The following is a 24,570-nucleotide window of genomic DNA, read 5'->3' as shown; positions in this document are numbered from 1 at the left end:
TTTTCTAGAATGGGGCTTTGCATCCCACATTCCAAGAGGCGCAGAACGGAAAAGTGTCAACGCATACGGTCATGCAGCAAGGCTCAGACCATTTGTATCACGTCTTTTTCGATGGACAGCATATACCCTTTTTTGGCGATGTTCTTGACCAGAAGTTCACTGACCATCTGGTTGCCAAGCGCATCCCGCAACCGTTTTATCCGTGTCGCGCCTGCGGCTTCGTCGCAATCGGCCTCATTACGGCCGGAAATCATCGCCTCGATCTGGGCGCCGGACAAAACCTCATCATCCAGCCGGGATTCAGCCAGAACCGAGAGGGTTTCCATCGCGGCGGGCGTGAGTTTGAAATCCATGTTGTTGAGGTAGACGGTGTTTTCCTCGCGGCTGATCAGCAACGAGGTCACCTGAATGCCGGTGCGTTCGATCTGCGCCATGCGTCGGTTCAGCAGTACCAGCATCACCAGAAAGACCAATGCCGAGGCCATCATGGCGCAGGCAAAAACCAGCAGCACATAGATCACCATCCGATAACTGGACAGGGTGTCGGCGAAGGCGGTGCCGGACTGGGCCAGAATTTCTAGCAACCGGATTTCGGTTTGCGAGGTCAGATCGGTCTCGATGAACAATCGCTCGACCCGCGCGTTGAATGCGTTGGCGTCCGGCAGGGTCCAGAACAGGAAAACGGCGGCGGTGATCAGAATGGCGACAATGGCTGCGACGCCCAGCACGACCAGACGGACCCCCGACCGGCGCGCGTCAGAAACGGAGATAGAATTTTCCGGCATTGCCTTTCCTCTGATCCAACCCTTCCGGCCCGAAAACGGACTGCACTTCAAGCAAGGTCCAGCCTGACGCGCTCAGGCGCTGGGCGATTTCTGCCTGGGCCTGGCCCTTGTCGCAGTTCGAGACCTGAATGACCCCATAGTGCAGACGCAGCGGGTTGTCTTTCTTGGCCTTGTAGTCCGCATAGCAATCCGCCGCAGACGCAGCAGAGCCAAGCGATATCAGGACCGCAAAGGTCAGAGAAGAGAGGATCTGTTTCATAGGCCGCATCCTGCGCATGAGTTGCCGCGATATTCAATAACCCAAGGGGTTTGCGGGCTCTGATATCCGATAACACCGGGCCGTTATTGCTTGTCTGGACCGGTCGCACCCAGTGTCAGGGCAATCATTACGCGCTCCGTCACACGGTCGCCCAAACACTATGAAGGACACGCATCATGCACAGGAAATTCATCGCTTTCATCGTTGCAACCGCGGTTGCAATAACCGGGGTTTCTGCGACTCAGGCACGGGCTGCGGACGCAAAGGACATTCTTGGCGGGCTGGCGGCCATCGCGCTCATCGGGGCCGGGGTTCACTATTACAACAAGGAAAAGAAAAAGGACCGGGCAACTCGCGACCAGACCTATACACCGGCACCTTACACGCCGCAACCGGTGCGTCCTCTGCCGCCGCGCGTGGCGCGCTATGATCTTCCCCAGCGCTGCCTGCGCACATTCAACGGGTATTCACAGGATCATCCGTTGCTTGGGCCGAAATGCCTCAAGAAGCACTACAAACATGCCAATAGCCTGCCGCAAGAGTGCAAAGTCGGTTTCTGGAATGGCCAAAAGGTCAAGCGGGCATACGAACCCGCGTGCTTGCGCCAGAAAGGATACCGTGTCGTTTACCAGTAATACCGGTTGAGCAGGAGCGGCGCCAAAGACGCGCCGCGTGAGAGAGGGTGGTGTGGGCTGCCCTCTCTCTTTTTTCTTGCGGCGCTGTGTGAAACGCGGTTTTCCAAGGGTATGACAAAACCAGATTTCGAACTTGAACAGGCGCTGCTGGACCGGGGCCATTTTCGCATCGCGGGAGTGGATGAGGTCGGGCGCGGCCCCTTGGCCGGCCCGGTCGTCGCCGCGGCCGTGATCCTGAGCCCACAGGCCATCCCCGAAGGATTGAATGATTCCAAAAAGCTGACGGCCAGACGTCGGGCCGCCCTGGATGCCGAGATCCGGCACAGCGCCGAGTTTGCCGTGGCCGAAGCTTCGGTCGCCGAGATTGACGAGATCAACATCCTCAGGGCATCGCATCTGGCGATGCTGCGCGCGGTCGAGGCACTGACACTGGCCCCTGATTTCCTGCTGATCGATGGGAACATGATTCCACGCGGCCTGAAAATCCCGTCGCAGGCCGTCGTGAAGGGGGATGCCCGATCGGTGTCAATTGCAGCCGCGTCGATCCTTGCGAAAAACTGGCGCGATCAGGTGATGGTGGATTTGGCGCAACAGCATCCGGGATATGGATGGGAAACCAACGCCGGTTATCCGTCAAAACAACACAAGGAAGCACTGCAAAATCTTGGCGTGACCCCACACCATAGACGTTCGTTCAAGCCGGTGCACAATATCTTGTATCAAGAGTAAATCGTAAGTCGCTGATTCAAAAAAGAAATTGACGCCGATTCGTCTTTGACTCATCCTTGTCTCAACCAAATGAGCGCAAAAGCGCCGTGGACACTTGAGGCAGTGATATGACGACAACCACCAAAAAGGGCGCGAAAGCGCCCCCTTTAAACACGATTCTATCCGGGGACTGCATCGACGTGATGAACAGTCTTCCCGAGGCGTCCGTTGACCTGATCTTTGCGGATCCGCCCTATAATTTGCAGTTGAAAGGCCAACTGCATCGCCCGGATAACAGCCAGGTGGATGCGGTCGACGATCACTGGGATCAGTTTTCCAGCTTTGGTGCCTATGACGAATTCACCCGCGCGTGGTTGAAGGCGGCGCACCGTCTGCTCAAACCAAACGGCGCGATCTGGGTGATTGGCTCTTACCACAACATTTTCCGTGTCGGTTCGGCGTTGCAAGATGCAGGGTACTGGATTCTGAATGACGTTGTCTGGCGTAAATCAAATCCGATGCCCAACTTCCGCGGTAAGCGTTTCACCAACGCGCATGAGACGATGATCTGGGCGTCCAAACGTGAAGGGGCCAAATACACGTTCAACTATGAGGCGCTGAAGGCCCTGAACGAAGGCGTTCAGATGCGCAGCGACTGGGTGCTGCCGATCTGCACCGGGCATGAACGTCTGAAGGATGAAAATGGCGACAAGGCGCATCCGACGCAAAAGCCGGAATCACTGCTGCACCGTGTTCTGATCGGCTCGACCAACCCCGGGGACGTGGTGCTGGATCCGTTCTTCGGCACCGGAACGACCGGAGCCGTCGCCAAGATGCTGGGCCGTGAATTCATTGGCATCGAACGCGAGGAAAGCTATCGCAAGGTGGCCGAGAAACGCATCGCCAAGGTGCGCAAGTTCGACCGTGAGGCTCTGGAAGTCAGCGCCAGCAAACGTGCCGAGCCGCGTGTTCCGTTCGGGCAGCTGGTCGAGCGCGGCATGCTGCGCCCGGGCGAAGAGCTCTATTCCATGAACCAGCGCCACAAGGCCAAGGTTCGCGCCGATGGCACGCTGGTCGGCGACAACGTCAAAGGCTCGATCCATCAGGTGGGCGCTCATCTGGAAAATGCGCCGTCCTGCAATGGCTGGACCTATTGGTGCTTCAAGCGCGACGGCAAAACGGTTCCGATCGACGTTCTGCGCCAGCAGATCCGGGCCGAGATGAACTGATTTCAAGAACACCGCCGGTGCCTGTGGCCTGACACAAGGCACTACGCCTTGCCCCGCCGATCCTACGGCGGGGTCTTTTGTTTTTGGACCAACAGTGATTGCATGAAGATGACCCTGACACTGCAAGAAAGATCACGGCCATGACCGAGACAACCGCGCAGCCCCGCCGCAGTCTGTTTTTCACGGAACCTGACACGTTCGATCTGGACAACAAGTACACAGAGGCCGCGTTAGAGCGGCACAAGCGCGAAGGGCTTGAACTGGCTGTACGCGCGCGCTGGGTGGCCATGGCCCTGACCGGGGCTCTGCTTATTTTTCTGAACCCGCAATGGGATGTGCTGTGGTATCATTTCATCCTGCTGCTGATCTGCGCCAATGGATGGCTGATCCGCAGCGCGGGCCGGGTGGGGCAATCCCGGGTCGAGCTTCTTTTGATCTTTGTTGATCTGTTGATCATGACACTGGGGATGATCGTACCCAATCCGTTCAGCGATGATGTCCGGCCGCTGGCCATGCAATATCGGTTTGACAACTTTCAGTATTTTTTCGTCATTCTGGCGGCTGGAACCCTAGCCTATTCCTGGCGTACGGTGATTGCCATCGGTTCGTGGACGGCAATGATGTGGACGATCGGTTGGATCGTCGCCTGGTGGGTGGCCACGCCTATTCCGGAGATCAGCGAAAAGGTTGCAGAGGCCTTGCAGGGCTATCCGGATGTTGCCGAGCTGCTGGATCCCAACAGTTTCATGGTCCCTCAACGTATACAGCAGGTGATCGTGTTCATGATGGTTGCAGTAACGCTGGGCATCTCGATGCGGCGTCTCAATCAATTGTTGATGAACAACGCGGGATTGGAACGGGAACGGGCCAACCTGTCGCGGTATTTCTCGCCCAATGTGGTGGATGAGCTGAGCCAGAACGATGAGCCGCTGAAACAGGTCCGCAAAGAAGATGTGGCGGTACTGTTCATCGATATCGTCGGGTTCACCAAATACGCCGCCGGGCGGGATCCCTATGAAGTGATCGAGGTTCTGCGCGGGTTTCATGCCCGTATGGAAACCGAGGTTTTCCGGCACCACGGGACCTTGGACAAGTATCTGGGCGACGGTTTGATGGCGACCTTCGGCACTCCGGTGCCAACGCCCCTGGACGCGAGCAATGCCCTGGACTGCGCGAGTGCGATGGTGGGTGTGATCGACCGTTGGAATCTGGAACGTCGCAGGGTGGGAGAGCCCGAAATCCATGTCGGAGTTGGGGTGCATTACGGCTCGGTCGTACTTGGGGATATCGGTGCCAACCGGTTGGAATTCGCGGTGATTGGCGATGCGGTCAATGTGGCGGCCAAGCTTGAGGCACTGACGCGTGAATTCAAGGCGCGTATCGTTGTCAGCGATGCCGTACGCCTGCGGGTTGAGCAAGAAAACCCGCAGGCGCCGGAGGTCATGGCCGGTTTTGTTGCCTGTCGCGACCAACCCGTGCGAGGGGTCGAGGCGCCGATGGATGTCTGGGTGATGAAAAGCTGAGGGCCTCCCGCCCGTCAGAACAGCATCGCAGATGCAGTGCTGACAGTTGGGCCAAGCAGCGCGCCTGTGCGCGCTGCGATCACGCTTTGGGCATGGGGTTCAAAGATTTGTTGTAGGGGTGCCAGTCGGTGATCTCGGGATAGTAGTGGCGCCGCCACGCGCGAACGCGCGAGTTCATGACCCGCCGCCAAAGCGGCGGTATCATCGCGGCTACAGTCATGACGGGATAGCCATAGGGCAATTGCGGTGCCGTGTCCGACGCGTAATGTTGCAGCAGCGGAAACCGGCGATTGGGTTTGTAATGGTGGTCCGAATGGCGTTGAAGATTGATCAGCAACCAGTTCGAAGCTTTCTGCGAGGCATTCCAGGAATGGCGTGGCAGGACATGCTCGTACCGTCCTTCGCCCAGGTGTTTTCGGGTCAGGCCGTAATGCTCGACATAATTGACCAGCTCGAGCTGCCAGATCGCGACACCAGCCTGAAGCAGAAACAGCGCCACGCCGGACCATCCTCCGATCAGGCCGGCCAGTGCCAGCATCCCACCTTGCAGCGCCCAGTACCGCCAGAACGGGTTTGAACGATCTGTCCACGGTCTGTCGATACGGGCCAGCTTGTTGCGCTCGGCCTTGAGGGCCGAAACCCAGCATTGCCACAGAACGCGGGGATAGTAGCGATGGAAACCTTCGTTGTAGCGCGCCGTTACCGGATCGCGCGGGGTGCCAACATGGCGGTGATGGACCAACAGGTGCTCGGACCGAAAATGAGAATACAGCACCATGGCAAGAAGGATGTCCCCAAGCCAGCGTTCCAAGCGGCTTTTCTGGTGCATCAACTCGTGGCTGTAATTGATCCCAATCGTGCCCGAAATGACGCCCATGCCAAAGAAGAGGCCGATTTTCTCAAGCGTTGAAAGATGGGTGTTGTGGGTTGCGTACCAGATCAGACCAAAAAGGGTGACGAACTGGATCGGGGCCCAGAGTTTTGTCAGCAATATGTACCATTGCAGCGCCGTGTCCGGCGTCTCGGGGTCGGCGTTTTGAGTGTTGAGCCCGGTGATCCGGTCCAGCACTGCAAAAGCCCACCAGGTTGCGGCAGGAACCAGCAGCAGTGACCATCCACCGGTAGCAGCTGAAAACCAGACCAGCGGAATCAGCAACAACGACACCCAGAAAGGGGATGCAGATTGCCAGCGGGACAATGTGCCTGTTGCGATCATCTTTTCTGCTCCGACTTTATGGAGATATCCTAGCCATGGCCCGAAGACTTACACAACGGACTTATTGTCCTCGCCAAAGATCATAGGCCTTGCGCATCACGGTTGGTAGGTCGCCGGGCCTGAAGCTGTGCTTGTCTACAACTGTCAGATGTTCGGGTATGTCGTGATCGGCGGCATCCGTGGTCCAGATCCGCAAAATCAGGTGGAAATGCGTAAATGTATGGCGCACTTCGCCCGACAACATCTTCCAATTCGCGGGGAACGGAGGCCGTTCGGCCGGGGCATCGTTCCACTCTGATCCGGGCCAGCCCAGCATTCCGCCCAACAAACCTTTGTCAGGCCGGCGTTCCAGCACCATGGCCCCGTCTGCGCTTTGCGCAACATACACGTGCCCATACCGCGTGGGTTTGGGCTTTTTGGGTGTTTTTCGTGGCAGGTCGGCCTGGGTGCCTGCGACGCGGCTCTGACAGGGGTGACGCAGGGGGCAAATGCCACATGTCGGCGACTTCGGCGTGCAGATGGTTGCCCCCAAATCCATGACCGCCTGCGCGTAATCGCCGGGACGTATGGCCGGGGTCAGGGCCGACGCCTTTTCCTTCAGCAGGGGTTTGGACCCGGGTAGCGGATCGTGAATGTCATGGAGCCGGGCCATGACCCGCTCGACGTTTCCGTCCAACACGGTTTCAGGCTGATCAAACGCGATGGCCGAGATCGCAGCGGCGGTATAGGGGCCTATGCCGGGTAGGTTCAGCAGCGCTTCAAAGCTGTCGGGAAACCGGCCATCGTAGTTCTGCGTGACGGCACGGGCGCATTTCAAAAGATTGCGGGCGCGGGCGTAATAGCCAAGCCCGGCCCATTCCCCCATGACCTGCTCGTCCGGTGCGGCGGCCAGAGCCTGAACCGTAGGCCAGCGGGTGGTGAAGCGCAGGAAATAGTCGCGAACGGCGGCAACTGTTGTTTGCTGCAACATCACTTCGGACAGCCAGACCCGATAGGGATCGGGGCGCATCCCGGCGGCGCGATCTGCCGGACCGATGCGCCATGGCATTTCGCGGGCGTGGCGGTCGTACCACTCCAGCAACGCATCACTGACGGTGAATTCAGCAGAGTCACGCAAGTTTTATTCAACTCCCGGTCGGGTTTCGCTGGCACATGGTGGCCTGCCCAGTACAATAGAGGTGTAGGAGCAGGAAACCAGATGCAACGCAGACGTTCTTCGACCCGCGGGTTCAAACGCACCGCATCCTTGCTGAACGATCAGATCCGGCGCGCCGGGGAAAGCCGGGGGTTTGCCGTGTCGCGGCTTTTGACCCACTGGGCCGAGATTGTCGGCCAGGAAACCGCCGCCATCGCGCGCCCGGTCAAAGTGGGTTATGGCAAGGGCGGATTTGGTGCCACCCTGACCGTGTTGACGACCGGGCCACAGGCTCCGATGCTGGAAATGCAGAAGGAACAGCTGCGCGGCAAGGTAAACGCGGTCTATGGCTATAACGCCATCAGCCGTGTCCGCATCACCCAGACCGCTCCGACCGGATTTGCCGAGGGGCAGGCCAGTTTCGACCACAAGCCGAAGCAAGCCAAACCCCAGATTGCGCCTGACATTGCCACCGAGGCCGACAAAATGTCACGCGATGTACATGATGAAGATTTGCGCGCGGCTCTTGAACGTCTCGGGCGCAACGTTTTATCCAAACAGAAACGCTGAGAAAGGGCTGAAAATGAGCCGTATTGCAACCGTAATCTGTGCGGCCGTCGCCGTGGCCGCTGGCGGCTATTGGCTGACAGGGTCGAACACCAATGTCACCATTCCACTGGTCAGTGCCGCCGAAGCGCAGGAGGCGGACCTGGATACTTCGACGATCGTCGAGATGGTGTTGGGCGCCGAGGATGCACCTGTCGAAATCATCGAATATGCGTCCTATACCTGCCCGCATTGCGCGAGTTTCCATCAGGGCGCCTTCAAACAACTCAAGAAAGACTTCATCGACACCGGCAAGGTCAAGTTTACCTATCGTGAGGTGTATTTTGACCGCTACGGCCTTTGGGCATCGATGGTTGCACGCTGCGCTGGCCCCGAAAAGTTCTTCGGTATCACAGACCTGATCTATGAAGGGCAGGCAGAATGGACACGCGCAGGTGGTCCGGCCGAGATCGTGGACGAGCTGCGCAAGATCGGTCGTTTGGCCGGCATCGATGGCGATCAGCTCGAGGCTTGCCTGCAAGACGGTACCAAGGCGCGGACATTGGCTGCGTGGTATCAGGAAAACGCCGAACGCGATGGTATCCAGGCGACGCCATCATTTGTGGTGAACGGCAAGAAGGTCGACAACCAGTCCTACGCTGACTTCAAAAAGCTGATCGAAGACGAACTGGGTGGCTAAACACCCTTTTCCGGTTGGCCCTGTCTGGGCCGACCGGGCCTATTGGGGTGCAGGTGCTGCCTTCAGCAGCATGTCGCGGACCTTGTCAGTTTCGCCGACTCGCAGACGCACCGGCAGAGTGATCACTTTGCTCCGAAAAGCCGGGGGCAGACGTACGGCATCTTTCTCGGTCGTTATCATCTGAGCACCCAGTTGGCGCGCCTCGTTTTCCAGACGGGCCATCAGTGCTTGAGTCAGAGGCTGGTGATCGTCCAGGGCTTCGGCGCGGACCAGGTCTACGCCCAGCTGCCGCAGGGTTTTGAAGAACTTCTCGGGGTGGCCGATACCAGCAAATGCCAAAGCGCGTGTGCCGGTCCAGTCCATGCCGGTTTGCAGGGGCTCGATTGCTCCGGTGACATGGGGAACGGACAACTTGTCGCCCCACTGAGCGGTGAAAGCCATTTGCGCGGCCTCATCGCCCAGAGACAACACAAGGTCGGCCCGTTTCAACCCGATGTCGACCGGTTCCCGCAGTGGCCCGGCAGGCAGGCACAAACCGTTTCCGAACCCGCGTTGAGCATCGACAACAATGATCGAGAAATCCTTGGCCACCGAGGGGTTTTGAAACCCGTCATCCAGCACGATTACCGTGGCGCCCGCCGCTGCGGCGGCCCGTGCGCCCGCCGCTCTGTCCTTTGCAACCCAGACTTCGGCAAACATCGCCAGAAGCAGCGGCTCGTCTCCTACTTCGGCAGCCGTGTGCCGGGCCGGATCAACCTGCACCGGCCCGTCCAAAGAGCCTCCGTGCCCCCGCGTGACGACATGTGGTTCGTGCCAGGCGCCTCGAAGCTGTTCAAGGGTCCAGATCACCGTTGGTGTTTTACCGGTTCCACCAGCATTGAGGTTGCCGATACAGATCACGGGCACACCCGGCTTTTCGCCGGATTCCGAGGCGATCCTACGGGCGGTTGCCGCTGCATATAGGCGCCCCAACGGTGCCAGCATACGCGCCCTCAGATCCGGTTGATCCGGAGTCGTGTTCCAGAATTCAGGTGCCCGCATGATCCGCACCCCGCTGATCCAGAATATCCTGCACCATTTCGATCAGGGCGTCAGCCTGCGGTGCGCCTTCGGTCAACAACTGCCATCCAGCCAACGCCATGCCGGCAGCTTGATCCGGTGCCAGAAGCTGCACAACGGCGTCGCCCAGTTCGGTTGCCGTCTTAACCTCTTTGGCGGCGTTCACCTGTTGCAGGCTGGAATAGAATTCCTGATGGCGATGCACATATGGTCCGAACATGATCGCAGACCCCAGCGCGATTGCTTCGGACGGGTCCTGACCGCCCGCGCCGCGTTCCAGTGAACTGCCCATGAAGGTCACTGGTGCCATGCGATGCCATAGGCCCAGGTTTTCGGGGTCCGATGTCAGGACGACCTGAGTAGTGTCTTCAATCATGTCCCCTTCATCCCAGTTGACGCAGCGCAGGTCCATCGATTCCAGCCGCCGTCTCAGCGGCGTGACTTCCGGCTCGTTTGCCACGTGCAACACCAGAACCAGCCGATGCAGCATTCGCAGCGCCTGACGGTGGGCTGTCAGAACCGAGATGAACTCCTTGTCCTGAACCCATGCCGCCAGCCAAACCGGACGCCCGGCAAGTGTATGAGTGGTCTCGATAAGTTCGTCTTCTGGCCAGGGCCGGGGGTTGGGGCTGATCCGCAAAGGCGGTGATTCCGCAACTTTTCCAGATTGGATCCCGAGGCGGCGAATCTGTCGAGCTGTCTCGGCGGATGGCGTGAGAATCTTGCGGAAACAGTCAAAGGTCACCCGTGTGATGTCGGGCAACCAACGGGCGTTCCGGGACAGTGTGACGCTGAATTGGGCATCGAACAGGACCAGCGGGGTCGCCTGTTCGTCAGCGCGCGTGACAATGTTGGGCATCAGATCGCCACCGACCCACAACCCCATGTTCGGACGCCAGTATTCGATAAACTCGCGGGCGGCGCCACTCTGTTCCAGTGGCAGGTTGATCAAAGGGAACCTGCTGTCCGGCCAGTTGGACAGATCCTCATCCGGGGGTGCTGTCAGCAGGAAATTCAGCTTGGCCCTGACCTGCGACAGCCGACGGCAGAAGTCGGTCACAGCCCGCAGCCGATCCGGTGTGGCAACATGGATCCATAGCAACTCACCTTCGGGGCGCGGCAGGTTGGATTGCGGCGCAACCCCGTTGCGCAACCCCCATGACAACACCCTGTAGGCGGCCAGGCTGAGTGAGCGCGGTTTGCTCATGTTCCGATTCCCGGCCCGGCCGGATCCAGCAGTGCCGACAGTTGCAGATGAATCGAGGCGCTGGCGGCGATCACGCCGTTCAACCTGGGACGCATGTTGTTGAAGATAAGCCGTTGACCCGTACGGTCGGAACAGACGCCGCCGGCCTCTCGGACGATCAAGTCGCCGGCGGCGATATCCCATTCCCAACTGGGGCGCAGGGTCAACATGCCATCGAACCGCCCCTGCGCGACCAAAGCCATGCGATAGGCAAGCGACGGGCGATACGCGCGTTCGAATTCTGGCGCCTGCGCGTCGCGCCAGTGCCGAGCGTCAAGATTTGGCTTGGCAGCCAGAATTTCTGATTGCAAAAGCTCTGCGGTATCCGAGGTCGTGATCGTCTTACCATTGAGAGTCGCGCCCTGACCCTGTGCCGCCGTGTAAAGCAAATCCCGCATCGGTAGGTAAATGACCGCCGCCGTCACCACGCCGTTATCGGCGACGGCTATGGAATGTGCCCAGGTGCGCGCGCCTTCTGCAAAGCTTCGGGTGCCGTCGATCGGGTCGATGATGAAAGTGCTGTTGCGGTCCAGCCGGTCGGTGGAATCCTCGGATTCCTCACTGAGCCAGCCATAGCCCGGTCGCGCCGAACACAACCGCTCCTCCAGCATCGTGTTCACGGCAAGGTCCGCCTCGGTCACTGGCCCGGCGCCATCGGGTTTGTCCCAGCGCTGTGTTTGCGTGCCGGAATAGCGCGTGGCGATCTTGCCGGCCTCCAGCGCCGCCTCGATCAGCAGGGGCAGGTCAGTTGCCGGCAAGTGTCATTCCTTCGATCAGAAGCGACGGAACCACGCGCGACAGGTATGGGCGGGCATCGTTCGCCGGGATGATCCGGCGCAGCATGTCCCGCAGATTGCCCGCGATGGTGCATTCATTGACCGGATGCGTGATCTCGCCATTCTCGACCCAGAAGCCCGATGCACCCCTTGAATAGTCACCGGTATTGGGGTTGATCGTCGATCCGATCATGGATGTGACCAGCAACCCGGTTCCCATATCGCGCAGCAGGTCGGCGCGGCTTTGGTCACCTTGTGTCAGGCTCAGGTTCCAGTTGCTGGGCGATGGTGGGCCCGAGACCCCACGAGCGGCATTTCCCGTGGACGCCATGTCCAGTTTTCGCCCGCTTGACAGGTCCAGCGTCCAGCCCGTCAGAACGCCGTTTTCCACGATTGCCCGGCGTTGTGTCGGCAAACCCTCGGCATCAAAGGGACGCGAGCCCGAAATGCGCGGGCGGTGTGGGTCTTCGATCAGGGATAGGTGCGCAGGCAGAACGTCCTGCCCCAAACAATCCTTGAGCCAGGATGCGCCCCGTGCGATCGCTGCGCCATTGCTGGCGGCCAGAAGGTGGCCGACGAGCGAGGACGAGATCCGTTCGTCGAAGAGCACCGGAAAACTTCCTGTCTCAGGTTTGCGCGCACCAACCTGTTGCACGGCGCGTTCGCCTGCTGTGCGCCCGATTTCTTCCGCGCTGCGCAGGTCGGATTGGAACGTCCGGCTGTCGCCGTCATAGTCCCGTTCCATCCCGGTGCCTTCGCCCGAGATCGCAACACAGGAAACCGACCGGCTGCTGCGCGCGTACCCGCCGGTGAACCCGTTTGTCGCGGCCAGATGCACATGGTGGGTCCCGTAACTTGCGGCCGCATCCGACACCTGGGTAACACCGGCGACGGCCAGCGCTGCGGCCTCGGCCGTCAGAGCATCCTGCATCAGGGCTTCGGCAGACGGGGCCGGGGCGGGGTCTGACAATTCCAGTGACTCTATGTCCCAGTCTGTGACCAGCTGGTCCTTGTCAGCCAGCCCGGAAAACGGATCTTCGGGGGCCTCCCTGGCCATTGCGACAGCTCGTTCCGCCATGGCGCGCAGGGTTTCAGGGCGGCTGTCGGAACTGGACACAATGGCGGATCGTTTGCCCAGAAACACCCGCAATCCCAAATCAGTCCCTTCCGAGCGTTCGGCATGTTCCAGCGCGCCGCCCCGCACTTCGACGGAAACAGAGGATCCGTCGATAACGATGGCATCCGCCGCGTCCGCGCCTGCCTTGCGGGCCACGTCAAGCAAGTGATGGCTGATTTCTTCTGGTGAGCAGGTCATGAGGCCTCCGGGTTGATTGCCAAGGACCTAGCCTTGGACCGCCCGTCTCGCAAGACCTGTGACCAGATTGTGCGTTGAGGATCGCGGTGAACCCGTGCCGTTTCAGAGGTTTGGGCAGGGGTTGGCAGGACAGAGAAAGGGCCGCATGTTGCGCGGCCCTTTCCGTTGATTGTCACTTGATACGCTGACCATTCGCGAGGATCTGGCCGTCTTCGGTGAACTCGATCTTCGAGTTCAAAGTGTCCGGTTCTTCGCCCGGAACTGCCATCAGACCCATCATCATGCGGGCGCCCAGCGCGTCTTCGTCCGAGATGATTCCCATTCCGATCAGGGTGTCGATCAACTGGTTGGCGCCAACCAGCTGAAGGTTCGCCACGCCGCTTGGGCTGGGCAGGCCATCAAACTCTTCGGTATTGGTGTTGTCGAAAGCAAAATCACCGTCACCGGTCAGTTTGGCGCCAACCAGCGAAACCAGCAGTTCGTTGACCTTCAGCGAGTGCAATTCCCCCGGCACTTCGTCGGATTCGACGTCGATTTCAGGATCGAAGATATTCATCAGCACTTTCGCGGTTCCCGTCGCATCCAGCGCAATCGTCGCCGGATCACGCGGCAACGCACCCGCAGGATCGAAAATGCCCCACAATATGTCCGACATGGTGAAATCGGTCAGGTTCAGCCCAAAGCCGAAGGGTTGAACCTCGTCCGATTGCTGGATGGGGAATTCGAAGTTCAGGCCCGCCTTGGCCATCGAAAGTTCGATCGGGAACGGCAGGCCCGCCGTGGTAACGGCCATCTTCGTGCTGTTCTGGTCAATGTCATAGACGATACGCTCTGCATCGATGCTGGCTGCAAAACGCCCGCCTTCGGACGTGCTGTTCATCGAGAACGCCTGACCTTCGCTGGTCCCGCTCAGATCCGTGCTGCCCGCGGCATAGGTGAAGGTGCCGTCAAACGAAAAACCAGCCTTGTAAAAGGCTTCTGGGTCCGAAAAGTCAAAATCCGGCGGGACCACGTTGTTGCCCTCAAATGCCAGTTGATCGAGTTGACCGTTGATCAACCCGCTTTCGCCGCTTTCAGGATCCTGAAAGTTCAGATCATAAGTTAACGTGGCTGCGTTGAACGTCTGGCTGATGTTCCGATTGTCACCGATCTGCATCCGCGAGCTGCCGGACAGATCGCTTGCTTGGACATCGATGCCAAACACATCATTGGGCAGAGCCTCACCATCGACCTCAATCGAATCCAGTTTCACGCCCAGATTGTCAGCCTTGTAGTCATAGGTCATGTCGTCCGGTGTGCCTGACACGACCATTTTCAGTTGGTTGTGGGAATAGGTGACAGTGGCTGCGAAGTTTTCGTCTTCGGCCTGACCGGTGATTTCCATGGGAAAGCTTTCCGGCAGGTCAATGGTAACGGTCCCGTCACCATTTTCGGTCAGTGTCATTTCCGGCATGACCATCTGAAACTGTCCGTCCTCTTCGGGAAGGGCCACTGAAAGTGTCATGTTGGAAATCGTGGTGACGTCGCCCGAGGTGCTTTCGTCTCCTGTGACGGTGTAACCCATCGAGGTGAAATAGCTCTGCCAATCGGACCAGACGTCATCGGCCGACAGATCGGCAAACGCCCCTTGGGTGGCAACGGCATAAGCCAGGGCAGCGCCGCAGCTGCGGCGAAGGAAAACGGACATAAGGTAACCCTTCTTGATCAATTTGTGGCGCATGGTCGGTTTTGTGGCGGGTATCGTCAAGGGGGCAAGGGCTGGACCCTTTCCCCGTTTACGCGCTACGGCTGTAGCCGACAGAGATTGCAATGCGTGAGGAAGGGCAAATGCAGGGAAAAACTGTTCTCATAACCGGGGCCAGCCGAGGAATTGGGGCCGAGGCAGGGCGCGTTTTTGCCGCAGCCGGCGCCAATGTCGCATTGGTGGCTCGCAGCAAGGACCAGATTGACGCTCTGGCGGCCGCATTGGGCGATCAGGCCATCGCATTGGCCTGTGACGTCAGCGATTTCGCGCAGGTTGAACAAGCCGTGGTCACATGCGTGGACCGGTTCGGTGGGTTGGATGTTCTGATCGGCAACGCGGGTGTGATCGATCCGATTTTTCATCTCTCGAATGCTGACACCGAGGCGTGGAGCAAGGCCATCGACATCAACCTGAAAGGTATTTTCTACGGGATGCGCGCGGCGTTGCCGGTGATGCGGGCTGCGGGAGGAGGGAGCATTCTGACGATCTCGTCCGGTGCTGCATCGAACCCGGTCGAAGCCTGGAGCCACTATTGCGCCTCGAAGGCCGGGGCCAAGATGCTCACGGAATGTCTGCATATGGAAGAAGCCCATAATGGTATTCGCGCCATGGGCCTGTCACCGGGGACGGTGGCCACCGATATGCAGCGGTCGATCAAGGCCAGCGGCATAAATCCCGTCAGTCAGCTGGACTGGGATGTGCATATCCCTGCGGACTGGCCCGCACGGGCGCTGTTGTGGATGTGCTCGGATGATGCCGATGAGTTTCTTGGCACTGAAATTTCGCTGCGGCTTGAAGACATTCGCAAACGGGCCGGGCTGATATGATCGATTTGACCAAAGAGGACGGCCTGTGGACCGTCACGATCAACAATCCCGGCAAGGCGAACGCCCTGACCGGGGCCATGCTCGCGGAACTGGCCGAGATCGCCGAATCCGCGACAGAGGCCAAGGCGTTGATCCTGACCGGCGCGGGCAAAGTGTTCAGCGCTGGGGCAGATCTGGACGAAGCGCGCGCCGGTCTGGCCAAATCGGATGTCTGGGAAAGGCTGTCCGGCGCCATTGCCGCGTTGCCCTGTCTGACCGTTGCCGCACTGAACGGCACTTTGGCAGGCGGGGCCAACGGTATGGCACTGGCCTGCGATCTGCGCATTGCCGTGCCATCGGCCAAGTTCTTCTATCCGGTGATGAAGCTGGGGTTTCTGCCACAACCGTCCGACCCCGCGCGGCTGGCGGCTCTGGTCGGACCGGCAAGGGCCAAGTTGATCCTTGTGGCGGGTCAGAAAATCACCGCGCAGGAGGCGTATGAATTTGGCCTGGTGGACCGGATTGTCGATCCCGATCACCTGATGCAAACCGCACGCGATCTGGTGGCCGACAGCGTGAACGCCGACCCCGAGATCGCGGCGGGAATCGCAAGGTTGTGCTCATGAGGCTGTCTGCACTGCGCCTGCGGGTCGCCGACCCGGATCGGCTGGCCGCGTTTTATCGCGACATTCTGGGCATGTCCGTCGGCCCAGCAGAAACCGGCTACCGTGTCGGCTATGACAGTGCAGACGCAGATATTTTGTTGCTGCCGGGTGGAGGAGGGTACACCCACGACAAGGGGCAGCGCTTCTGGAAGATAGGAATCACCGTGCCGGATGTCGATCTTGCTGCGGCTCATCTCCGCAGGTTCGACGTTCCAGTTAGCACGCCGAACCAGTTTCTGGACATCGGCTACATGTGCCATCTTGCGGATCCCGAAGGATTCGTCATCGAACTGCTGCAACATGATTTCGAAGGCAACCGGCCGCCGTATGCAGCGGATCCCGACGCGCCTTTTGCACAGGCTCGGATCGGTCAGATTACCCTTCGAACCGGCGATATTGCCGCCGAAGACGCATTCTGGCGCGCCCGGGGCATGTCGTTGCTGTCGATGCAGGAGGTCGCCCCTTACGGCTTTGACCTGCATTTCTATGCCTTTACCGACGAAACCCCGCCCAATCCTGAGCTTTGGGCTGTTGAAAACCGCGAATGGCTGTGGAAACGCGCCTATACGACGTTGGAATTCCAACATGTTGCGGGCGCACAATTCGCCCATGTACCGGACTTTCGGGGTGTCGAGATCGAAGGCATGTCCGAACCTCTCACAGATATTGTCGGCGACCAGATCCTGCCAGGTTGATCAGCGCCCGCGCCGCTTGCCCGGAACTTTCGAACGAAACCCGGGTGGACGCTTGCGGACCCAAGTCAAAAATTTCTCGAGCCTAGGATGCGCACGCAGGGCCTCGACTGTGTTGAAACTGCGTGCCAGTTCGGCTTCGGTCAGGGTGGCGTGCACCTCTTTGTGGCAGATCTGATGCAGCAGAACGGTAGGTCCGCCCTTGCCTCCTTTGAGTTTTGGGATCAGATGATGCAGGCTGCCACCCCCGTTGGGGATCGGGCGGCCGCAAAGCGGGCAGATCGGATCGCTGTTCGTCATGATGATGTGAAACTTGCGCCTGTGACGGGCGAAGGCAAGAGGGTGCGAATGGCGCAGGCAGTGGTGATCGGAGCAGGCCCCGCCGGGTTGATGGCGGCCGAGCAGTTGGCCGCAGCCGGGCATTCCGTGTTGATGGCCGAGGCCAAACCGTCGGTCGCGCGCAAGCTCCTGATGGCCGGGAAATCGGGGCTGAACCTGACCAAGGACGAGCCGCTTGGTGACCTGATCCGCGCCTATGGTGAAGCGGCAGATTGGTTGCGTCCGATCATGTCTGAATTTGATGCCGAAGCTGTTCAGCACTGGGCGCGTGGGTTGGGGCAGACGCTGTTTGTCGGCTCGACGGGGCGCGTGTTTCCCGAAGCAATGAAGGCCTCGCCCTTGTTGCGGGCCTGGTTGGCACGATTGGACAAGGCCGGGGTCGAGATCAGGACCCGCTGGCGTTGGACTGGCTGGGAAAGTGATGCGCCGGTGTTCGACACTCCGGACGGGCGGCGCAGTGTTTCGACGGATGTCACCGTGCTGGCACTGGGCGGTGCAAGCTGGGCCCGCCTTGGCTCGGACGGTCACTGGGCGCAGATATTGGCCGGAAAAGACGTGGCTTTGGCACCCTTTGAACCCGCGAACTCAGCCATTTCCGTTGATTGGAGCCCATATATGCAGCCCCATTTCGGGGCCGCATTGAAATCGATCCGATGGATGGCAGGCGATTTGGAGAGCCGAGGAGAGGCTGCGATTTCCAGAACCGGTCTGGAAGGCGGAGGGCTGTATACGCTGACACCGGCCTTGCGCGCGGGGCAGCCATTGTTTGCTGATCTGACGCCTGATCTGGACCAACAGGCTCTGCTGGCGCGGTTGTCCGCGAAACGGTCGAAAACAACACTGTCCCAGTGGATGAGAAAATCGCTGAACCTGTCTGCTCAGAAAATCGCTCTGTTTCATGAAATGGCAAAACGCGGCGGCCACCCTCAATCCGTGCAAGTGAGCATGTTGAAAAAGCTGCCTGTCCGGCATGCCGGCCTTCGCCCGATGGACGAAGCCATTTCGACCGCAGGTGGTGTCAAACGGACAGCGCTGGATGGCGGGCTGATGCTGACAGCCCTGCCGGGTGTGTTCTGCGCCGGGGAAATGCTGGATTGGGAAGCCCCGACCGGGGGCTATCTGCTTACGGCTTGCCTGGCGACCGGGCGCTGGGCCGGTCGGTCTGCCGCGGACTGGCTGGAAAAGGCTGAATGACCTAGCGGGATCGCGCCAACATCGCCAAACGGATCATCGCGCGTTCCACCAGCGCCATTGCGGGGGCTGTCTGCCCCGCAGACCGCAGCGCCAAATCCGTATCGGTCAGAACCGTCAGCGCGGTTTGCAGCTTGGCCGCCCCCCAACCTTGTGCCTGCCGCAGGATACGGTCACGCCGTTTGCCGTAAACCGGCGGACGCAGCTTGCCGATGCCCTGCGCAGCACCACCGGGATCAGAAGCGCAGGCATAGAGTGTCCGAAAATGCCGCATCGCTCCGATACACAGAGTCACGCCATTGGTGCCCTGCGCCTGCAATCTCCGGATCAGCGGCCCGATCTCACCGGCGCGGCCTTCGGCAACGACGTTGAGAACATCATCCAGCGCCGCCTCGGTCGAGCGCGGGGCGCAGGCCTCGATATCTTCGATTGTCAAATCAGTGCTGTCACCGCGTTTGTAAAGAGACAGTTTTTCAATCGTTTGGGCGAAATCACCGGGGCTGAGGCTTACTGCCAATTCGCTGATTGCAGACATGACATCACGGGGCACGTTTTTCATACCCGACTCGGCAAGAACCCGTTCCACTTCGGCGCGTGAGGGAGGGTCGTCATAAATGCCGACGGCATAGGCGGCAGGGTGGCCTTCGAACGCCTTGCGGATCTTCGAGCTGGGTTTCAATTGCCCCGCGGTCACGATGATCTGGGCGTCTCCGGGGGCCCAATCTTCGAGCGCGGCCAGAATTGCCGACGCCGCGGTTTCGGTTGCGTCTTCCACGAAAACGGCACGTGGACCGGGAAAGAAGCCGACCGCCTTGACCGCGTCCAGCAGCAGGGCGGGATCACCACGCAGATCGCCACCGGGCATGCGGGTCAGGCGCATTTCTTCTTCGGCTTGGGGGCCAAGCAGAGCGGCCAGCACCTGTTGCCGCTTGAGCGCAACCCGCATCGCATCCGCGCCATAGATAAGCAGCCCGGTCTTGTCCGCGTCCGGCTTGGCAAAATACCCCTCAGCCTCGCGCGGGCTCAGCTTCATGCGGCCAGATCCGGTGTGGCGTAAAGACGGTTCATGATCTGACCCGACAGAATCATCATCAACCGTCTCTTGGCATCGCGCTCATCCGCCAAGGTGGAAACGGTCGATCCTGCGGCAGAATATGACACGAAATCCGCCACCGAGCCCGAGGCGATGATCTGACCGGTTGCGTTGGAGCGCAGGTTGTATTGCGCGCGTCCGTCGATCGTGTAGCGCTGCGTTTCGTTTGTGGTGGTGATTGCTGCGCCACGCGTTACGGTCGAAACTTGAACATCCAGCTTGTAATCGTTCACCGACCCGGCGCTTCGCCCCAGTTGCTGTTCCAGATTTTGGACCAGCAAATAGCTTTCCACGGTGTTGGGCGCCGACACCTCGACGCGGCCATATAAGGCCGAACCCGATCCACCAGGTGCATAGACGGGCTCAAAGCCGCAGGCGGCCAGCGCCAGCGGCATCAGCAAAAAGGTTCTGCGATCAAACGACGACATTCACAATCCGGCCCGGAACGACGATCACTTTCTTCGGCGCATTCCCTTCCAGCGCCTTTTGGACAGCTTCGGTGCTGAGCGCGATTTTTTCAACCTCGGCTTTGTCCAGATCCTTGGCCACGCTGATTTCCGCGCGACGCTTGCCGTTGATCTGAATCGGCATGGTGACGGTGTCATCGACCAGCATCGCCTCGTCGGCGACGGGCCATGGCGCAACGGCCACAAGGCCTTCGCCGCCCTGATGGGCCCAAATATCTTCCGCCAGATGCGGTGTCATCGGCGACATCAGCTGTGCCAGCGTTTTGATGGCCTGCTTTTGGGCCGCGGCACCTGCCTTGGATTTCGCCAGGGTGTTGGTGAAGGCATAAAGCTTGGCGATGGCCGCGTTGAAGCCAAAGCTTTCAACACCCAAGGTCACATCGCGGATGGTTTTGTGCATCTCGCGCAGCAGTTCCTCATCGCCTTCGCCTGTGGCGTTCGGGTCCATGGCGCCGATCTTGTCGCAGAGATTCCAGACTCGGTTGAGATGCTTGTACGCGGCCTCGGCCCCCGCAGCCGTCCATTCCACGTCCCGTTCGGGTGGCGAATCGGACAGCACGAACCAGCGCGCGGTATCGGCGCCGAAGGCCGAGATGATACTGACCGGGTCGACAACGTTCTTCTTGGATTTCGACATTTTGGCCGATGGGATGATCTCGACCTCTGTGCCGTCAGCCAGTTTTCCGTCCGTGACCTCTTCGGGCAGGTGATAGACCGGACGACCGTTGGCATCGCGGGTTTGGTAGATCTCGTGCGTCACCATGCCTTGGGTAAACAGCGCGTCGAAGGGTTCGATGGCTTTGTCCGGCAAATGCCCGGTGATGTTCATCGCGCGGGCGAAGAACCGCGAATACAGCAGGTGCAGAATCGCGTGTTCGATCCCGCCGATATACTGGTCAACATTCATCCAGTATTCCGCCTCGGCCAGATCGGTGGGCGTTTCCGCGCGCGGAGCGGTGAAGCGCGCGAAATACCACGACGAATCCACGAATGTGTCCATCGTGTCGGTCTCACGCTTGGCAGGGGCGCCACAATTCGGGCAGGCGCAGTCGCGCCAGGTCGGGTGACGGTCCAGCGGGTTGCCCGGTTTGTCGAAGGTGACATCATCGGGCAGGCGAACCGGAAGGTTCTCTTTCTTTTCAGGGACCACACCACAGCTTTCGCAGTGAACGACTGGAATCGGACAACCCCAATAGCGCTGACGGCTCAAGCCCCAGTCTCGCAGGCGATATTTCGTGACCCCTTCGCCCCAACCGGCTTTTTCGGCGAAATCGATGGTGGTGTTGATCGCCTCTTCTCCGGTTGCTTCGGTCAAGCCTGCGAAATGGTTCACCCAGCGGACTTTCTCGGTCTTTGGCGGGACAAAGGCGATCTTGTCGACCGGCGTGTCGTCGTCCAGCGCAAAGAACGTATCGATCACCGGCAGATCGTATTTGCGGCAGAAATCAAGGTCGCGTTGGTCATGGGCCGGGCAGGCAAAGATCGCGCCGGTGCCGTAATCCATCAGGATGAAATTGGCGATCCAGACCGGCAGTTCCCAGTTCGGGTCCAACGGGTGCTTGACGCGGATGCCGGTGTCGAAACCCAGCTTTTCGCCAGTTTCGATGGCCTCTTCCGTGGTGCCGCCCTTGCGGCATTCGGCAACGAATTCAGCGACCTCCGGGTTCTCGGCCTCAAGCTGTTTGGCGATCGGGTGATCGGGCGAGATCCCCACGAAGGATGCTCCCAGCAGCGTGTCGGGGCGCGTCGTGTAGACAGTGATCGGTTCCCCACCATCGGTGCGCTCGAACCCGAATTGCAGGCCGCGCGACTTGCCGATCCAGTTTTCCTGCATCAGTCGAACCTTGGCGGGCCAGTTTTCCAGCGTGTCCAGAGCGTTCAGCAGTTCTTCGGAATAATCCGAGATCTTGAAGAACCACTGCGTCAGCTCGCGCCGCTCAACCAACGCGCCCGAGCGCCAGCCGCGCCCATTTTCCACCTGTTCATTGGCCAGAACGGTCATGTCGACCGGATCCCAGTTGACCACGGCGTTCTTGCGATAGACCAGCCCGGCCTCAAGCATGTCGAGGAACAGCGCCTGCTGCTGGCCATAGTATTCCGGATCACATGTGGCGAATTCACGGGACCAGTCGATCGACAGGCCCAGTGGCTTCATCTGGGCGCGCATGTCGGCGATATTGCCGTAAGTCCACTCTTTGGGATGGCCGCCGATCGCCATGGCAGCGTTTTCCGCCGGCATCCCGAACGCGTCCCAGCCCATGGGGTGCAGAACATTGTGCCCGGTGGCCAGCTTGTGCCGCGCGATGACGTCGCCCATCGTATAGTTGCGCACATGCCCCATATGGATTCGGCCGGACGGGTAGGGGAACATCTCAAGCACATAGTATTTCGGCTTGTCCGCCTTGTGGTTGGCGGTGAAGATTCCTGCCTTGTCCCAGGCCTCTTGCCATTTTGCTTCGATTTCGGTGGCCGAATAGCGCGACATTTTGCGGTCCTTCGTGAATGAAAACGCCGGGTAGGAACCCGGCGTGGTATTAGTGTGATTTTCGGCGGAGTGCTAGAACTTGTTGTCCGCGATGCGCAGCTGACGCGCGCGGGACAGAATCGCATCCTCCACCGCACGGGTTGTTGCCGCGCTTACCGGGGCGCCGCCGCTGGATTGCAGGGCGACGGACAAAGACCGGGCCGCAAGCGCCGGATCACTGATGTGTACGGTCGCCCTGTATGACCGTCCTCCGCCCGGAGGAGTGCCGTAACCCGTTACGATCACTCCGGTAAACGGATCGACCTCCTGCACAGGCAAGAAGTTCAATATGTCCAGAGAAGCTGCCCACAAGTACCGGTTTACATTGGTGGTCTGCTCGGCCGTGCTGCGGTCGAAAATGTCCCACAGCGTCGAACGTTCAGGATCGTTCAACTCGCGTTCATCGGAATTACCGCTGGCGGGATTGGCGGAATATGTCGAAGTGCTTCGATTCTGCCCGCATGCCGCAATAGTGGTGGTCAGCATGATTAATCCCAAAATCGTAGGCAGGCGCATTGTCAGCAGGTCCTGTTTTCACTTGTTGTGCAGTATTCAGGGCATACTCCTAGCCAAGGACCCTCGCTGCAACAAGCCTATTCTTCTGAAATGTAAGCGTGTCAGCCTGATCCGGGCAAAAACGAACTGTGGCATCCTTGCACCAATCTGACCCCAATGACGTGACCGGGTTTATGCCAAGCTTGCGCAACAGGGGCAAAAAGAGCGAAACGGTGTCCGTGCTGAGACATATGCCGAGGCATGTGTCGAGTAGATAACTCTTTTGAATGAAACCGAGGGAAACAAGATGAAAAAAGTTCTCTTCGCATCGACGGCGCTGATCGCGACCGCAGGCGTTGCAGCAGCTGAAGTTAACTTCAGCGGTTATGGCCGTTTTGGTATTGGCTACACTGAAGATCGTAGCGAAACCACCATCGTACGTGGCCCTGGCGCAGATGGCCTGAACGGGACAGCCGACGACGTCCTGGCAAGCTCGACCGCTCAAACCGACGACGTCATTCTGGTGTCGCGCTTCCGTCTGAACATCGACGGTATCGCAGAAACCGACGGCGGCGTACGTTTTGAAGGCCGTGTTCGTCTGCAGGCCGACGAAGACGCCAGCAACGGTGAAGCAAACTCGGCCGGCCTGAACGGCGCGCGCTTCTCGGTCATCTACGGTGGTCTGCGTGTTGACGCGGGCAACGTCGCAGGTGCCTTTGACAACCTGGCAAACTACTACGGCAACGAAGTAGGTCTGGAACTGTTCGCTGGTCAGTACTCGGGCGTTAACTATAACTTCCTGGCGTACTCGTCGACCGGTTCGGGTGCGAACGCTGTGTTCTTCCAGTACTCCGTAGGCGACTTCTCGTTTGGCGCATCGTATGACCAAGCACAGGCTACCGTTATCGGAGCTGGTGGTACAACTTCGACCACCGTTGACGCAGACCGCTGGGACATCAGCGCAACCTACACCTTCAACAACATCACTGCTGCTGTGGCCTATGGTCAGACCGACGCGGGTGTTGCCGGTGTAAGCGATCCGAGCCTGACCGTTCTGACCCTGGGTGGCGAATGGGGTGACTTCTCGGGTACTCTGTTTGTCGCGGACGACGCAACCCAAGTTGCTTCGACTGACGGTACTGCATGGGGTCTGTCGGCTGCCTACAACTTGGGCGCTGCAACCACCCTGCTGTTCACCTACGGTGACGGTAACGCTTCTGCTGACACTCAGCAGGTTGCTATCGGTGCGATCTACGACCTGGGTGGCGGTGCATCGCTGCGCGGTGGTCTGGGTGTAAACGACTGTGACTCTTGCGCAGACTCGACCATCAAGGCTGACTTCGGTGCTCAGTTCAACTTCTAAGCTGATCTGAACCGTAAGGTTTAAGGGCGGGTCTTCGGACGCGCCCTTTTCTTTTGTGC

At 59.5% G+C, this 24,570-nt stretch carries 25 protein-coding genes; 11 read left to right on the top strand and 14 right to left on the bottom strand.

What is annotated here, in order from left to right; genetic code table 11:
* Nucleotides 1–83 precede the first annotated feature (83 nt).
* Together GOW09_RS18210 and GOW09_RS18205 are read right to left on the bottom strand one after the other, a co-directional pair.
* Entirely contained in the window at nt 84–785 is a 702-nt protein-coding gene (locus tag GOW09_RS18210; RefSeq protein WP_152459288.1) for a helix-turn-helix domain-containing protein, read from the bottom strand.
* Nucleotides 757–1,044: a hypothetical protein gene (locus GOW09_RS18205; RefSeq protein WP_171119933.1), complete on the bottom strand. Its 288-nt coding sequence runs from the start codon at nt 1,042–1,044 to the stop codon at nt 757–759. Before GOW09_RS18205 ends, GOW09_RS18210 begins: the two co-directional genes overlap by 29 nt.
* Before the next feature lie 176 nt (nt 1,045–1,220).
* Here GOW09_RS18205 and GOW09_RS18200 point away from each other — a divergent pair, with 176 nt between their 5' ends.
* The 4 genes from GOW09_RS18200 to GOW09_RS18185 all read left to right on the top strand — a co-directional run bounded on the left by GOW09_RS18200 (nt 1,221) and on the right by GOW09_RS18185 (nt 5,139).
* A complete protein-coding gene (locus tag GOW09_RS18200; RefSeq protein WP_171119932.1) occupies nt 1,221–1,679 on the top strand; it encodes a hypothetical protein in 459 nt (152 codons plus the stop codon).
* Between the two features lie 111 nt (nt 1,680–1,790).
* The gene (locus tag GOW09_RS18195) at nt 1,791–2,408 is read left to right on the top strand and encodes a ribonuclease HII (protein ID WP_171119931.1); all 618 of its coding nucleotides are present in this window, start codon (nt 1,791–1,793) and stop codon (nt 2,406–2,408) included.
* Nucleotides 2,409–2,515: 107 nt separating this feature from the next.
* Complete coding sequence (locus tag GOW09_RS18190; protein ID WP_117871999.1) at nt 2,516–3,616, top strand: site-specific DNA-methyltransferase; 1,101 nt, start codon at nt 2,516–2,518, stop codon at nt 3,614–3,616.
* Between the two features lie 140 nt (nt 3,617–3,756).
* The gene (locus GOW09_RS18185; RefSeq protein ID WP_171119930.1) at nt 3,757–5,139 is read left to right on the top strand and encodes an adenylate/guanylate cyclase domain-containing protein; all 1,383 of its coding nucleotides are present in this window, start codon (nt 3,757–3,759) and stop codon (nt 5,137–5,139) included.
* Nucleotides 5,140–5,218: 79 nt separating this feature from the next.
* Here the strand turns inward: GOW09_RS18185 and GOW09_RS18180 are convergent, their stop codons facing one another.
* The gene (locus tag GOW09_RS18180; protein WP_171119929.1) at nt 5,219–6,355 is read right to left on the bottom strand and encodes an alkane 1-monooxygenase; all 1,137 of its coding nucleotides are present in this window, start codon (nt 6,353–6,355) and stop codon (nt 5,219–5,221) included.
* Between the two features lie 61 nt (nt 6,356–6,416).
* Nucleotides 6,417–7,472, bottom strand: coding sequence for an A/G-specific adenine glycosylase (gene mutY / locus GOW09_RS18175; RefSeq protein WP_171119928.1), 1,056 nt, complete (start codon nt 7,470–7,472; stop codon nt 6,417–6,419).
* 81 nt (nt 7,473–7,553) lie between these two features.
* Here mutY and GOW09_RS18170 point away from each other — a divergent pair, with 81 nt between their 5' ends.
* Both GOW09_RS18170 and GOW09_RS18165 read left to right on the top strand, forming a co-directional pair.
* A complete protein-coding gene (locus GOW09_RS18170; RefSeq protein ID WP_152459280.1) occupies nt 7,554–8,060 on the top strand; it encodes a DUF721 domain-containing protein in 507 nt (168 codons plus the stop codon).
* Between the two features lie 13 nt (nt 8,061–8,073).
* Entirely contained in the window at nt 8,074–8,736 is a 663-nt protein-coding gene (locus GOW09_RS18165; RefSeq protein ID WP_171119927.1) for a DsbA family protein, read from the top strand.
* Nucleotides 8,737–8,775: 39 nt separating this feature from the next.
* Here the strand turns inward: GOW09_RS18165 and lpxK are convergent, their stop codons facing one another.
* The 5 genes from lpxK to GOW09_RS18140 all read right to left on the bottom strand — a co-directional run bounded on the left by lpxK (nt 8,776) and on the right by GOW09_RS18140 (nt 14,852).
* On the bottom strand, nt 8,776–9,777 hold the full coding sequence (lpxK, locus tag GOW09_RS18160) for a tetraacyldisaccharide 4'-kinase (RefSeq protein WP_171119926.1): 1,002 nt from the start codon (nt 9,775–9,777) through the stop codon (nt 8,776–8,778).
* Nucleotides 9,764–11,002, bottom strand: coding sequence for a 3-deoxy-D-manno-octulosonic acid transferase (locus GOW09_RS18155; protein ID WP_171119925.1), 1,239 nt, complete (start codon nt 11,000–11,002; stop codon nt 9,764–9,766). The genes lpxK and GOW09_RS18155 overlap by 14 nt, the downstream gene beginning before the upstream one ends.
* A complete protein-coding gene (locus GOW09_RS18150) occupies nt 10,999–11,799 on the bottom strand; it encodes a 3'(2'),5'-bisphosphate nucleotidase CysQ (RefSeq protein ID WP_171119924.1) in 801 nt (266 codons plus the stop codon). The genes GOW09_RS18155 and GOW09_RS18150 overlap by 4 nt, the downstream gene beginning before the upstream one ends.
* The gene (locus tag GOW09_RS18145) at nt 11,786–13,132 is read right to left on the bottom strand and encodes a TldD/PmbA family protein (RefSeq protein WP_171119923.1); all 1,347 of its coding nucleotides are present in this window, start codon (nt 13,130–13,132) and stop codon (nt 11,786–11,788) included. The genes GOW09_RS18150 and GOW09_RS18145 overlap by 14 nt, the downstream gene beginning before the upstream one ends.
* A gap of 172 nt (nt 13,133–13,304) precedes the next feature.
* Nucleotides 13,305–14,852 carry a DUF2125 domain-containing protein gene (locus tag GOW09_RS18140; RefSeq protein WP_254442755.1) on the bottom strand — a complete coding sequence of 516 codons (1,548 nt, stop codon included), beginning with the start codon at nt 14,850–14,852 and terminating at the stop codon, nt 13,305–13,307.
* Nucleotides 14,853–14,959: 107 nt separating this feature from the next.
* Here GOW09_RS18140 and GOW09_RS18135 point away from each other — a divergent pair, with 107 nt between their 5' ends.
* Genes GOW09_RS18135 through GOW09_RS18125 form a run of 3 tightly spaced genes read left to right on the top strand, consistent with a single transcriptional unit; the run spans nt 14,960 to nt 17,042 of the window.
* Complete coding sequence (locus GOW09_RS18135) at nt 14,960–15,703, top strand: SDR family oxidoreductase (protein ID WP_171119921.1); 744 nt, start codon at nt 14,960–14,962, stop codon at nt 15,701–15,703.
* Nucleotides 15,700–16,308, top strand: coding sequence for an enoyl-CoA hydratase/isomerase family protein (locus GOW09_RS18130; RefSeq protein ID WP_171119920.1), 609 nt, complete (start codon nt 15,700–15,702; stop codon nt 16,306–16,308). Before GOW09_RS18135 ends, GOW09_RS18130 begins: the two co-directional genes overlap by 4 nt.
* The gene (locus GOW09_RS18125; protein ID WP_171119919.1) at nt 16,305–17,042 is read left to right on the top strand and encodes a VOC family protein; all 738 of its coding nucleotides are present in this window, start codon (nt 16,305–16,307) and stop codon (nt 17,040–17,042) included. Before GOW09_RS18130 ends, GOW09_RS18125 begins: the two co-directional genes overlap by 4 nt.
* Here the strand turns inward: GOW09_RS18125 and GOW09_RS18120 are convergent, their stop codons facing one another.
* Complete coding sequence (locus GOW09_RS18120; RefSeq protein WP_152459270.1) at nt 17,043–17,339, bottom strand: HNH endonuclease; 297 nt, start codon at nt 17,337–17,339, stop codon at nt 17,043–17,045.
* Nucleotides 17,340–17,387: 48 nt separating this feature from the next.
* Here GOW09_RS18120 and GOW09_RS18115 point away from each other — a divergent pair, with 48 nt between their 5' ends.
* The gene (locus tag GOW09_RS18115; protein WP_171119918.1) at nt 17,388–18,572 is read left to right on the top strand and encodes a TIGR03862 family flavoprotein; all 1,185 of its coding nucleotides are present in this window, start codon (nt 17,388–17,390) and stop codon (nt 18,570–18,572) included.
* A gap of 1 nt (nt 18,573) precedes the next feature.
* Here the strand turns inward: GOW09_RS18115 and holA are convergent, their stop codons facing one another.
* From holA to GOW09_RS18095, 4 genes are all read right to left on the bottom strand, one after another.
* Nucleotides 18,574–19,602: a DNA polymerase III subunit delta gene (holA, locus tag GOW09_RS18110; RefSeq protein WP_152459268.1), complete on the bottom strand. Its 1,029-nt coding sequence runs from the start codon at nt 19,600–19,602 to the stop codon at nt 18,574–18,576.
* Nucleotides 19,599–20,090, bottom strand: a complete 492-nt coding sequence (gene lptE / locus GOW09_RS18105; RefSeq protein ID WP_171119917.1) for an LPS assembly lipoprotein LptE — start codon at nt 20,088–20,090, stop codon at nt 19,599–19,601. The genes holA and lptE overlap by 4 nt, the downstream gene beginning before the upstream one ends.
* Nucleotides 20,077–22,614 (bottom strand): leucine--tRNA ligase, encoded by a 2,538-nt coding sequence (leuS, locus tag GOW09_RS18100; protein ID WP_171119916.1) that lies wholly within the window; start codon nt 22,612–22,614, stop codon nt 20,077–20,079. Before leuS ends, lptE begins: the two co-directional genes overlap by 14 nt.
* Nucleotides 22,615–22,686: 72 nt before the next feature.
* The gene (locus GOW09_RS18095; RefSeq protein WP_171119915.1) at nt 22,687–23,169 is read right to left on the bottom strand and encodes a DUF3576 domain-containing protein; all 483 of its coding nucleotides are present in this window, start codon (nt 23,167–23,169) and stop codon (nt 22,687–22,689) included.
* Nucleotides 23,170–23,455: 286 nt separating this feature from the next.
* On the opposite strand from GOW09_RS18095, the gene GOW09_RS18090 reads away from it, so the two are divergent.
* Complete coding sequence (locus tag GOW09_RS18090) at nt 23,456–24,511, top strand: porin (RefSeq protein WP_171119914.1); 1,056 nt, start codon at nt 23,456–23,458, stop codon at nt 24,509–24,511.
* Nucleotides 24,512–24,570: the final 59 nt, after the last annotated feature.

The sequence above is a fragment of the Ruegeria sp. HKCCA5463 genome (assembly GCF_013034175.1).
GTDB lineage: Bacteria > Pseudomonadota > Alphaproteobacteria > Rhodobacterales > Rhodobacteraceae > Ruegeria.
This window is presented reverse-complemented; position numbering and strand designations above follow the sequence as displayed.

Coding starts and splice junctions, on each gene's coding strand:
- GOW09_RS18120 (WP_152459270.1), bottom strand. CDS start 17,339: ATGACGAACAGCGATCCGATCTGCCCGCTTTGCGGCCGCCCGATCCCC.
- leuS (WP_171119916.1), bottom strand. CDS start 22,614: ATGTCGCGCTATTCGGCCACCGAAATCGAAGCAAAATGGCAAGAGGCC.
- GOW09_RS18185 (WP_171119930.1), top strand. CDS start 3,757: ATGACCGAGACAACCGCGCAGCCCCGCCGCAGTCTGTTTTTCACGGAA.
- GOW09_RS18140 (WP_254442755.1), bottom strand. CDS start 14,852: ATGCGCCACAAATTGATCAAGAAGGGTTACCTTATGTCCGTTTTCCTT.
- lptE (WP_171119917.1), bottom strand. CDS start 20,090: ATGTCGTCGTTTGATCGCAGAACCTTTTTGCTGATGCCGCTGGCGCTG.
- GOW09_RS18190 (WP_117871999.1), top strand. CDS start 2,516: ATGACGACAACCACCAAAAAGGGCGCGAAAGCGCCCCCTTTAAACACG.
- holA (WP_152459268.1), bottom strand. CDS start 19,602: ATGAAGCTGAGCCCGCGCGAGGCTGAGGGGTATTTTGCCAAGCCGGAC.
- GOW09_RS18210 (WP_152459288.1), bottom strand. CDS start 785: ATGCCGGAAAATTCTATCTCCGTTTCTGACGCGCGCCGGTCGGGGGTC.
- GOW09_RS18200 (WP_171119932.1), top strand. CDS start 1,221: ATGCACAGGAAATTCATCGCTTTCATCGTTGCAACCGCGGTTGCAATA.
- GOW09_RS18090 (WP_171119914.1), top strand. CDS start 23,456: ATGAAAAAAGTTCTCTTCGCATCGACGGCGCTGATCGCGACCGCAGGC.
- GOW09_RS18180 (WP_171119929.1), bottom strand. CDS start 6,355: ATGATCGCAACAGGCACATTGTCCCGCTGGCAATCTGCATCCCCTTTC.
- GOW09_RS18115 (WP_171119918.1), top strand. CDS start 17,388: ATGGCGCAGGCAGTGGTGATCGGAGCAGGCCCCGCCGGGTTGATGGCG.
- GOW09_RS18145 (WP_171119923.1), bottom strand. CDS start 13,132: ATGACCTGCTCACCAGAAGAAATCAGCCATCACTTGCTTGACGTGGCC.
- lpxK (WP_171119926.1), bottom strand. CDS start 9,777: ATGCGGGCACCTGAATTCTGGAACACGACTCCGGATCAACCGGATCTG.
- GOW09_RS18170 (WP_152459280.1), top strand. CDS start 7,554: ATGCAACGCAGACGTTCTTCGACCCGCGGGTTCAAACGCACCGCATCC.
- GOW09_RS18165 (WP_171119927.1), top strand. CDS start 8,074: ATGAGCCGTATTGCAACCGTAATCTGTGCGGCCGTCGCCGTGGCCGCT.
- GOW09_RS18095 (WP_171119915.1), bottom strand. CDS start 23,169: ATGCGCCTGCCTACGATTTTGGGATTAATCATGCTGACCACCACTATT.
- GOW09_RS18205 (WP_171119933.1), bottom strand. CDS start 1,044: ATGAAACAGATCCTCTCTTCTCTGACCTTTGCGGTCCTGATATCGCTT.
- GOW09_RS18125 (WP_171119919.1), top strand. CDS start 16,305: ATGAGGCTGTCTGCACTGCGCCTGCGGGTCGCCGACCCGGATCGGCTG.
- GOW09_RS18130 (WP_171119920.1), top strand. CDS start 15,700: ATGATCGATTTGACCAAAGAGGACGGCCTGTGGACCGTCACGATCAAC.
- GOW09_RS18135 (WP_171119921.1), top strand. CDS start 14,960: ATGCAGGGAAAAACTGTTCTCATAACCGGGGCCAGCCGAGGAATTGGG.
- GOW09_RS18195 (WP_171119931.1), top strand. CDS start 1,791: ATGACAAAACCAGATTTCGAACTTGAACAGGCGCTGCTGGACCGGGGC.
- GOW09_RS18155 (WP_171119925.1), bottom strand. CDS start 11,002: ATGAGCAAACCGCGCTCACTCAGCCTGGCCGCCTACAGGGTGTTGTCA.